Raw genomic sequence first — 10,763 nt, forward strand, 5'->3', positions numbered from 1 at the left:
AGACCGGTCAGGAAGAATGCCACAGGCCTCAAGGGCTCTCGGCCATGGCCCAAGGTAGGATTTTATCCAGCCAACCTGCTCCGGTGTAAAGTCTGACTTTTTCGGATATCTTCCAAGTGAAATATATGCGTCCAGAAGCATCTGACAACATTCTTCACGTGTATAGCCAGCTCTCTTGTTCTCCATACCTCTTTCCTCCGGATCATCTCTGCGTTTCTATGGCCTGAGAATTATTTTACTTTGACAGACTTCACTGAGCTGCCAAGTCCCATGTATCTCTTGCCATTTATTGTCTTGTAAGCTCTTACTCTCACATAGTATCTCTTGTTCTTTGCTAGATTCTTGATAGTTGCACTGCCATACTTTGCGCTCACATACTTTGTCTTTGCAGACTTAAAGTTCTTGTTTGTAGCATATGTTATCTGATATCCGGTAGCACCGCTTACCTTCTTGTAGGTCACCTTAAGACTTCTGCTGCTGTTTGATGCAAGCTTTGTTATTGATGACTTTGCAGGGGTAACTATCAGAGTTACGATTCCGCTTGCCTTGTTGTAATTGCTGTTGCCTGAGACAGTGATCTTTATTTGTACTCTGCCCGGCTTCTTGGTTCTCACAAGACCTGACTTGCTGTTTACTATCGCAATATTCTTGTTTGTTGATGAGTAAGTTACAGTTCCCTTACCAGCAGCCTTAACGGTTATATATCTGTTGTATACATATAATGTGTTGCCTGTCACTGTCTGGTCTGCCTTATTTATCTTGAAGGTCTGCTCAACACTGCCTGTATAATCGTTCTTACCTGTTATAGTTACCTTGGCTGTTCCGGCGTTCACGTTATTTGCATACGATGCTGTATAATCAGCCGCCTCAAGTTTCTTACCGTCAACTGTTACTGTAACCTCAGGCTTCTGTGCCTTGCCTGTATATGTCACATCTGCAACTTCTATAACTGTGTTGTCCTTTGTGAGTGTAACCTTTGTATCCGGCTCCTCTGGCTCTACAGGAACCTCCTTGACTGTTATCTTGATAACGATCTGTCCAGCCTCGTAGTTCTCTGTTCCCTCAGATGAAACTGTGATCTCAGTCTCACCGACAGCCTTGACTGTCACACGTCCTGTCTCAGGATCTACCTCTGCCACCTCTGGTGCAGATGATGCAAATGTAAGTGTACCCTGTCCTGTAACCTTGAGATCAAATGGCTCTGCATTTTCAAGAACCTCGATCTCAGTCTTTTCTGTAGTTATCGTCTTTGTAGACTTCTTTATCTCGAACTCGCCCTGAATTGTACCAGAGAACTTACCAGTTCCCTTTACTGTACAAGTACCCTTTCCGGCATTTACGTTATCACTGTATGTAACCTCATAGCTGCTTGGATCAAGCTTCTTGTCATTTACATATACGGTAACTTCCGGTGTGAGCTCCTCTCCAGTGTACTCTGCGTCTGCTATCTCAAGCTTTGTATTGTCCTCAGTGAGTGCTGTCACTGCCATGATCTTGTACCATGCAGTTCTTCCACCTCTTGATGTGATCCTGCACACAACATCATTTGTCAGGTTGATCTTGGCTGAAAGTCCGTCAACCACAACATAATGGCCATCCGCAGTTGTCTTGTATGTCATGTCAAGCTTTACAAGATCTGCGCTCTCCGGCAATACAACACCGACCTCAAATGGATCAGCCTTTGTTCCTGTTCCATTCAGAACCTCTCCATTTGCCTTGTATGTGTAGATAGAATTCCAATTCTCATCGGTTTCTGTCTCTGTGGTAAATGTTATCTCTGTTCCATCTATTGTCATGGACTCAAATGTAGGAAGTCCTGAGAATGATGCTGCTACATCTGCTCCTGTGAGCTCATAGTGAAGCTCGATAGTGTCGTTATCCTTTGCAGCCAGTGAACCAAGCCCACCGTTGTCAAAGTCGTCTCCGTTGTATGACAGCATCCATCCTGACATTGAGTAGTCAGCAACTGATGCAAGTCCGTTTACAGATACGATATATGGGCCATAAGCTGACTCCTGAATATCGTAGGCTATTCCGGCATTATCCAGTGCACGCTTTACAGCGTCAACCGCGGAAGCTGCCTCAACCTTTGTGTTCTCAAGGATAACTCCATCCTTTGATGCACCATTTATTCCGGCTGCACTTGCTGTGTAGTCATATACACCTATGTTGAAGATAGTAACTCCGTCAATTACAGTTCTTACCTTCTTGTATGTCTCTACAAATTCTCCATCTTCTGCTGTCAGAGGAACATTTGCCATGATCTCTGCTGCAGGTGCCACGTTCAAGATGGCCTCTCCGTCATTGATCTTGGTAACTGTGTCAACTGTGAGCTTCTTGACTGCCTCTATATTAGCAGCCGATACATATGAAGCCTGATCCTCTGTGATGCTCTCATCTGCTGCGGCTGTGCATGAATATGCAGATCCTGATATTGTCAGATCCTCTGAATAGCCTGCAAATACGCCTGTTGTGGCTGTGTCGCTGCCATTTACAGTTCCTGCGCTGTAGCAGTCTGTGATCTCCACGCCTGCGTCATTTGACGTATTACCCTTGAAAACACCTGCAATACCGCCTGTATTTGTCTGTCCTGTGATCGTTCCTGCATTGTAGCATGAAATGATCTTGCATCCAGGATCCTGTGGATAGTATTCATTGTGGCTTCCGAGTATTCCACCAACATTTGTCTTGGCTGTGATGTCACCATAGTTTGTCGAATTCTGTACGCAGATATTTCGGCTGCTCATAGATCCTATGATTCCGCCGACGGTACCACCGTTTTCTGCCTTAATAGTTCCATGATTTACACAGTTCTCAATCACTGTGTTGCTTATTTTGTTCGTGTTACAGTATCCTACCAGACCACCTATCGAAGCCGATGTATTTGTGCCTGTGTAAGTGATATTTACTTTAGATGTACAACCTGCTACTCTTGCCGGTGCATCTGTGGTTCCCTGATACAGGTATCCCACAACCGCTCCTGCTGCAGTCTTGGTGCTCATGATGATAGTTCCCTCTACTGTGAGGCTGCTGATCCTTGCACCCGCCTGTCCAAATATTCCTGAGTAGCCTATATCATTCTGATACAGATTGCTGATAGTATGTCCCTGGCCGTCAAATGAACCCATGTATATGGCACCCGATGTACCTATTGGTGTCCAGCTATATCCTGCAAGGTTGATATCCGCTGTGAGCACTGCATTTATGTCGACCTTCTTATTGACATTTACCTCATTTTCAAACCAGTACAGCTCTGCACCTGTGCTGATCTGGTATACTCCGTCAACCTGTTCAGGCTCGGTCTTGCTCTCGCCATCCCAAGCAGTTGCACTTGACGCTGTGAGGCTGATGGTCTGTGACATCTCGCCGGAAGTATCCTCCGGGATCTCAAATGTTCCCTCGGCATACATGTATCCGGCACACTTCATAGTGTAATTGTACTGTCTGCCTGCAAGACCATTGAAGCTGCCGTCATTTACTGTTACGGCATTTCCTTCAGTATCCTTTATGTTTACCTTATATCCTTCTACTGCTTCGTTTGTAGCACCATCCACTACATCAAGCTTTACCTGGACAAAGTCTGTCTTTGCCAGCTTAAATGACATATCCGGGAGACTTCCAAGGTATGCCACACGTACGCTTGCTGCCATCTGTACAGGCTTTCCTGTTGCATGGCGGACCTCTCTGTGTGAACCGTATGGCGAACCAAATCCGCCCTCATACAGAACTCCGCTCAGCGTGTACTCGTCACCTGCAAAATACTGAGGTATCTTGACTGTAACTGTCTGGGCAGCAGGATATGATGCAAATGCATACTGGTTGCTTGCTCCTGAGAATTCATTTCCTTCACCATCTGACAGTTTTATAGTTCCGGCCATGTTGTAAATTCCTGCAAGCTTGTTGGCCGGAATATACAGACCATCGTATGCCTTCTTGCCATCCTCTGTACGCTTACCATATGAAACCTCTATGGTATCACCGGCTCTGAGTTCATCTGCTGAGATCTCGTCACCATCAGCGTTCTTATATGTGTATGATACCGGGACTTCCTTTGCACGTACTACCTGATATGTGCTAACTCCGTCCTTTGTCACCTTTATTATGTTTGATCCCTCTGTGAGACCGCTTACAGTGTAGCTTCCATCATCATTCTTCTTGACATCTGCTGTTGTAAATCCACTGTATGTAAGCTTGTTTCCCGTGATCTGTGGATGAAGAACTGATACTGCCACTCCATCCTCCGGTGTAAATGTGTACTCTGCACCGGCTGCTCCCTCAAGATAATACAGAACATCGATCTGTGCATCCAGATTGTCTACAGCAGTCTTAGCAGTCTCTGTGTTGCGTCCTGCATTTAATGTCATATTTGTCTGAATGTCTGAGCCGTCATTTCCTACAGTGAATACGACTACACCTGTGTTTTCAGGCCAGATCGCACTGAAGAATGAACCGCCCATACCAGGCTTGTTGATCTCTGCATCATAGGTTACGAGAAGTATCGCTGTTCCCTCTGACTTTGCCTCGATCTCTGCTATCTCTGAATGCTCGCCAGGTACAACGCTGATCACATCACTTGATGGGTTACCATTCTCATCGATAACTGTGTAGTGATAATCAGGCTCTGCTGATTTTGCATTCATGATACCCTCTATTGCCTGCCAGTTACGGAAGCACTCAAGGTGATACTTGTCACCCTTCTGCATAGCCACATAGCCCTTCTCATTTGAAGTCATGTAGATATCAGCTACATCTGAGCTGTTGGCTGACATGTCATGTACAACTGTGCCAGGGCCATATGTGCTGTCGCCGATGTACATATCCTCGGCTGTTACCTTGTACTCAGCATCTGTGGTTGTGGAGAACCAGTTCCAGTATGTCACTCCCTCTCCACCAGTTACACGGTAGTAATATGTGATACCACTTCCAAGCTTATACTTGTATGTGTCATATCCGGCATCCTTGCTGTCTATCTTGATGCCAGCCTCATCCTTATATATATAGTATGTTGAAAGTGTACCAACTCTGAGCTCAGTTCCCTCTGGAACTGTGAACTCTACTGTCTTTGCCGCTGCAAGAGCTACTGAATAACCGTAGCTTCTGTTGGATGTAAGTGTGTTTGACACAGTCTTAGAGATATAGTCATCTGCTCTATCTCCAACCGGATCATATGTCACTGACACCATATCAGCATAGTAGAACAGTCCTGCATACTTTGCCCAGGCGCCATCTGACCCCTCCCTGGTCTTTACAAACTCTGCATGTCTGTCCACATTGTCAGGAGACATAACCTTACCTGCAACAGTATAGTCAACGTCTTCCTTCCAATATTTTTGTTGCCATCTACAGTGTCATAACCTGTACATGCTATATCTGTGATGCTGTATATGCTGTATGATTGCTGTGGCTCGTCTGTGACTACGAGATCTATCGATCCCATATCTGTCTTCTCGTCACCGCTCTTCTGATATGCTGACAGACGGTATGTACCCGGCTCAAGCTCAAGGGTATACTTGCTGCCATCAGGCTCTCCAACTTCAATCTCATTGCCCTCTGAATCAGCCAGAGTCATGTAAGGAGCAGAATAATTCATGGTTACAGATACTGTATTTCTCTTGTCGCCCCTGATCTTCTTCTCAACTGCCTGAACCTCATCTGCAGTTGCAGTGAGATCTGTCATGACCGCCTGAACCTCTTCACGTAGAGCCTCGTCCTTAGCTATCTCATCTGCATGCTCTGCATAGAGCACATAGAGCTCTGTCTTGTCCTGAGTCTCATAGTATGCATACTCAGAGTCAAATGTATTCTTATCCGGATTGTAGCCATATCCCAGATCTGCGCCATAATCTGCGAGTGTGAACTGCCAACGGATAACGTGTGTATTGTCTACTCCGGCTGCAGAATCTACCTGATATTCTCCTGCGCCGACATTTCCCATTATATTGTCAACTGTGTTCATCCAGCCAGACATGCTGAAATAGTCAAACTGGCCAAGATCTTTTCCAGTCTTGTCCTTAAGCTCAAGTGCCTTTCCATTCTTCTTCTGATAAGCATCCTTAAGCTCCTGTGGAACATTTGCAGCTCCCTTATCAATGCCCTTTACGTTGGCAAGATAATAACTGGAACTGTTGTATTTGTCTGTTCCTGAAGGTTCTGTTTCAAGTCCCTCTTTCTTGAAAAACGCGTAAGTTGCCTGTGATACGGTAAGCTTAGACAGGTCGATGTCTATGCCTTCCTCTTTCCAGACTTCACCGATCTCTTTGTAGGACATTCTCTCTGGCTCGATATAGAATCCCTGGCCAAGAGTAAATCCCTCAAGAGACAGCACAACGTACTCAGTGCTGTAATCAACTTCGCCATCACTCTCTGCGGCGGCAGCCTGAACATAGCCCCAGCTTGCATTTGAAGCAAATGGTGCCACTAAAACTGCGCATGCCAATAAGAATGAAAGCATCAATGTCCTGATTCGTTTCATCTCCTATTTTCCTTTCTTTATTTAATTGTAGGTTATAAAGCAGGGAATATGTATTCTGCTTTTCCCACGCCCAAAAGCTAACAGATGAACTGTCGTGTCATCCGCATCCGGGTACTCCGCATATCCCGGCTGTCTGTGTCTGTCAGACGCCGTCACGCGGCCGGAAATCTCATAAAATCTGCGGGCATTCTGACTGAAAGACACAAGTCTTAACACAGTAATGGCGGTTGCACCGGAATCTCACCGAATTTCCCCCTGATCGGATGCTTTTCAGGACGGCATCCGAGCAGATTTTCACTATGAAATCACAGGGTTTATAGTAATTGTGAATCGGGGAATTGTCAACTCCAAGTACCACTTAATGTATTTTTTTGTCATATTTTATTAGTAAGGTGAGATATGTGTTTTATCCATATCACACATTTCTGCATAATATGTAAGTAGAGAGAAATTACTGAGAATACCTTTGGATTTCATTCTGCTGTCCACAGCATACATTTGGTTTACAAATCCTCCAAGCCATGATAACATCAAGAAATCGAAGGATGTCAAAGAGATGCTATCAGAGATGGTTGAGGAAGAGAGAAACCGTAAGAAAGTCACAAGCCGGGTATCCCTATTTTATAGAGATATCCGGCTTTTCTTCTGGCTCTTATTCTGATTACTTTTTAGTTACGGAAGCCAGCTTATTCTGACCTCTTTGAGCTGTCCTGTTGTATCGTCAAACTCAAATGTATAGCCGCTGCTTCCCATATAAACCTCAGAATCTACACTGTACTTGACTATCTTGCCATCTACTTCTGCATTCTCGCTGCACTTTTCAAGCAACTGATCCTTGGTGATAGTTGTAGGGAATGAGAAGTTCACCTGCTTTGCACCGTCAATCATCATCTCACTGATCTCTGCATTCATGCTGGCATCATAATCCGGGTTTGGCACAAAAAGGTGTGAATACCTTACATATGAGAGAACGCAATCCTCTGCCTTCTGCTCACCGTCAGTAAAGTTGCCAAACATAAACTGCATCGTTACGTAGTCATTGATTTCTGCTGTGTATCTGTCAGTTTCGTAATTTTTATTTACATTGTTGCCACTGTTATTGAGAGAATTCTGCTCAAATGGTATTCCACCGTCTATAAGATCCTTCAAGGTGGACTCACCTAAAGTGAATTTCTTTCCATTATATACAAATGACCTATTGTCAAGATCTGCGTAATTCTCGCTGAGTCCCGATGCCAATGTAAAATCCTCATATACAGGCATCGTAAATTCTGTGGATTCCTCACTGTCATCACTGTAATCGGTTTCATCTGCATATGAATCATCAGATTCAGTATCACCTGTATCCTCAGCCTCAGATTCCTCCTCCGTTGCCATTTCCGTTTCGGTTACCTGCTCTGTTGACTCCGTCTCTCTGGTGGATTTGCCATCATTTCCACATCCAACTATAGAAATTCCCATCACCACCGTGATAAGTCCTGCAATCAACATTTTCCTGTTCCTCATATAATAATCCTCCTTAAAACCTAGTGGCTTTATTATTGAGAATGTCACTATATTTTATCAAGCCGTAATCGGTTGCAACCAGGCAACTATGGGTAGCAAACCGGAATTATAGGGATTTTCGTCACTTTTTTGCAATCTATAGTGCTTATTTCTCCGTAATGTTCATGAAACTATAATAAGTGTCTCTGTCCATGGCATCCGGATTATCATCGGCAAATCCGCTGACTGTATATATGTTTCCATCCTTTAGATCAGCATATGCATTAAAATAGTATGTGATATTTCTCTTGCCGTCCTTTATATATAAGGTCGAATATGTGTAGTAATAAAATGTCACACCATTTACCTCACACTGACCTTCCTCTGTTACCTTTGATATTCCGGCCTCGGTCTTTCTGTCTGCCATATCAGATGCTGTCATCCAACTATACGGTACGATCGAAGTCACAACCGTGATCTTATCACCGTCTGAATAGTATGTCTTACCTGACAAATCCTCATTCTGAAGGCTGTAATTTTCAGGGATTTCATATGACACGGTAGTATCTCCATTCACGACACTGTCCACTACTCCCGTCTCCATAGCTTCGTCCTCCTGCCAGTATGAGCCTGTCATATCATTTGTCTCATCTGTGGGAACGGCCCCCGCAACAATGGCCACAGCTTCATCGGCAGCCTTCTCATATACCTCAGCTCTCTCCGCCCCGCTCAGCGCATCTATATCTATCTCATCAAATCTTATCGAAGTAAAGAAACGCTGCCCTTCCCCGGCATCACATATAAGCTGATAAAAATATGATCTGTCGAACTTCGCACCTCGTTCATTTGCAAGACTCGCTATGTATCTGATATATTCCTTCCCCTGTATCTCGAACTTCTCAGGCTCCAGCTCCATCACATAACCTGCGTCCTCAATATTTTTCTTGCGCTGCTCTCTGTTGTCCCAGAAATCCGCCATCGTCTTATCCTCCACATCGATCTGTATCAGATAATCATCACAGCTTCTTATATTAAGGCAGCCACTCTCATGTATGATTGCCAGTCCTACCGGCTTCACAGAGAAGGCATATCCCTTGAACACTATATGCCAAGGCTCTGTCTCATCGTCAGCTATTTTATTTCCATCCTGTTCAGTTTCACTTTTTTCTTCCGTCTTCCGCGCACTGTTCAGATCAATAACGCCCATAAACTCAAGAGCGACAAATGCAGCTCCCGCCAGTATGCATGCTATTACGATCGCGCAGACAATTTTTTTACATTTTTTCATCGGCTGTCTTATCCTCAAGTATGATCTGAAGTGTATCTTCTTTCTTCATCCTTCTTATCTCAAGCCCAATGAGGATCAGAAGAATAATAAACACCAGCATGACAAATGCTGCGGCAATTATGGTTGATGTCTTGTAATTCAGAAACAGACCATCACCGTCCACCCCTGTGTACAACTGTATGTAATCTCCATCCCGTACCCCCGGTACATCAAGCCACACAGTATCCATGATCTTTCGGCCATTGTCATCCAAATATGCCAGATCAGCTTTTGTATACTGCTGATACACCTTCTCCACGCGCACATTTCCGTTCTTATCTGAATGGCTGATCCACTCGTTCCTCACAAACAGCACCGCCACCACAATTACACAGAAAACGCATATGGCTGCCATCACGCAAAATAATATTTTCAATCTGGCAAGCCTGCCTTTTCCCCTGAGATTCTTCAGATGGACAGCATTATTCGTTGAAGTCCCATCCCCGGACACCTCTTCCGGCGCCTCCGGCTCATCACCCTTTCCATATATAAGTTCTCCAACCTGTACATCCAGAATCTCACATATACACACAAGCCTGTCCAGATCAGGATACGCCTTATCCCTCTCCCACTTGGACACAGCCTGTCTGCTGACTCCCATCTTTTCCGCAAATTCCTCCTGATTCAGCCCGGCTTTCTTCCGGTACTCCTGAATCCTGGATCCTATAAGCAGCATTTGTTTTCCTCCTTTTTCCGAATATTCGGATTGACATTCATATTGTTAATAAGTTCTTTTAGAGAATTGGCAATTGGCTTATTTTCCACTTCTCCATCTATATCCATCTTTTCCCAATCTTTAGCCATTGAAATCAAACTATTTTCATAGAATAATATGTCATCACTAGAATCTTCTTCCTTTTTCAAAACGGAGAATAATACAATAAATTCTTTAGTATTACAATATCCTCTAATACAAGGATGCCCAAACAGATTAATATAATCATTAATTTCTGTAGGTAATGTATATCCATATTTTTCTTCAAATACAGACAAATCTGTTTCATCTTTCCTCTTAACAAGAAATACACCCTTATCAATTCCCTTTTTAATACCATCACAAATAGTACTAAAATCTTCATTTGAGTAATAATTAGGATATTGCTTCGTTTTTTCAAAATAATTTTGAATAGTTTCTCCCATGTCTACATACCTCAATTTAATAAATTTTGTGATAATTCTTGTAGAATATTTCTTGCATTCATGGCACAGTAAAAGGTGTCAGGTGTTACAGATCCGCCATGAGAAGCCATTTCCAGATTGGTATGACCTCTATATCTATACCATCATATTCAAGATTTGTCTCTTCACTGTTGGTGATAATAATGCATTTGGAATCAGGAATAAAATTGTTTAATTTGGCAAATGCACGGGTTTCGCGTTCTTTTGTGTCTATATCATCTAAAACTTGCAGGCTTACCTGTATGGCAAGGCTTTCAGAAGGTATATAGAAGTCTATTTCTACATTGTTTTCAAAGAAAA

General features: G+C 43.7%; 7 protein-coding genes, 1 pseudogene and 1 riboswitch. All 8 genes and pseudogenes read right to left on the reverse strand.

The annotated features are described in order from the left end of the window. On the reverse strand, positions 1 to 186 hold a 186-nt coding region (locus tag CCU_RS07980), incomplete at its 3' end, for a homing endonuclease associated repeat-containing protein (RefSeq protein WP_330369865.1). A 44-nt stretch (positions 187 to 230) separates the two neighbouring features. Further along, a complete protein-coding gene (locus CCU_RS07985) occupies positions 231 to 5,285 on the reverse strand; it encodes a fibronectin (protein WP_015534230.1) in 5,055 nt (1,684 codons plus the stop codon). Continuing rightward, positions 5,246 to 6,472: a hypothetical protein gene (locus tag CCU_RS07990; protein ID WP_208896104.1), complete on the reverse strand. Its 1,227-nt coding sequence runs from the start codon at positions 6,470 to 6,472 to the stop codon at positions 5,246 to 5,248. The genes CCU_RS07985 and CCU_RS07990 overlap by 40 nt, the downstream gene beginning before the upstream one ends. 162 nt (positions 6,473 to 6,634) lie before the next feature. Then, a riboswitch (cobalamin riboswitch) is annotated at positions 6,635 to 6,777 on the reverse strand. Positions 6,778 to 7,144: 367 nt separating this feature from the next. Then, the gene (locus CCU_RS07995) at positions 7,145 to 7,978 is read right to left on the reverse strand and encodes a hypothetical protein (RefSeq protein WP_015534232.1); all 834 of its coding nucleotides are present in this window, start codon (positions 7,976 to 7,978) and stop codon (positions 7,145 to 7,147) included. Positions 7,979 to 8,123: 145 nt separating this feature from the next. Continuing rightward, positions 8,124 to 9,245 carry a hypothetical protein gene (locus CCU_RS08000; RefSeq protein WP_015534233.1) on the reverse strand — a complete coding sequence of 374 codons (1,122 nt, stop codon included), beginning with the start codon at positions 9,243 to 9,245 and terminating at the stop codon, positions 8,124 to 8,126. Then, a complete protein-coding gene (locus tag CCU_RS08005) occupies positions 9,232 to 9,960 on the reverse strand; it encodes an XRE family transcriptional regulator (RefSeq protein ID WP_015534234.1) in 729 nt (242 codons plus the stop codon). Before CCU_RS08005 ends, CCU_RS08000 begins: the two co-directional genes overlap by 14 nt. Then, complete coding sequence (locus CCU_RS08010) at positions 9,948 to 10,424, reverse strand: hypothetical protein (RefSeq protein ID WP_015534235.1); 477 nt, start codon at positions 10,422 to 10,424, stop codon at positions 9,948 to 9,950. The genes CCU_RS08005 and CCU_RS08010 overlap by 13 nt, the downstream gene beginning before the upstream one ends. Before the next feature lie 85 nt (positions 10,425 to 10,509). Then, positions 10,510 to 10,763 (reverse strand): annotated as a pseudogene (locus tag CCU_RS08015) (ATP-binding protein); the annotation flags it as partial.

The sequence above is a fragment of the Coprococcus sp. ART55/1 genome, assembly GCF_000210595.1.
GTDB lineage: Bacteria > Bacillota > Clostridia > Lachnospirales > Lachnospiraceae > Coprococcus > Coprococcus aceti.

Coding starts and splice junctions, on each gene's coding strand:
- CCU_RS07985 (WP_015534230.1), bottom strand. CDS start 5,285: ATGTCTCCTGACAATGTGGACAGACATGCAGAGTTTGTAAAGACCAGG.
- CCU_RS07990 (WP_208896104.1), bottom strand. CDS start 6,472: ATGAAACGAATCAGGACATTGATGCTTTCATTCTTATTGGCATGCGCA.
- CCU_RS07995 (WP_015534232.1), bottom strand. CDS start 7,978: ATGAGGAACAGGAAAATGTTGATTGCAGGACTTATCACGGTGGTGATG.
- CCU_RS08000 (WP_015534233.1), bottom strand. CDS start 9,245: ATGAAAAAATGTAAAAAAATTGTCTGCGCGATCGTAATAGCATGCATA.
- CCU_RS08005 (WP_015534234.1), bottom strand. CDS start 9,960: ATGCTGCTTATAGGATCCAGGATTCAGGAGTACCGGAAGAAAGCCGGG.
- CCU_RS08010 (WP_015534235.1), bottom strand. CDS start 10,424: ATGGGAGAAACTATTCAAAATTATTTTGAAAAAACGAAGCAATATCCT.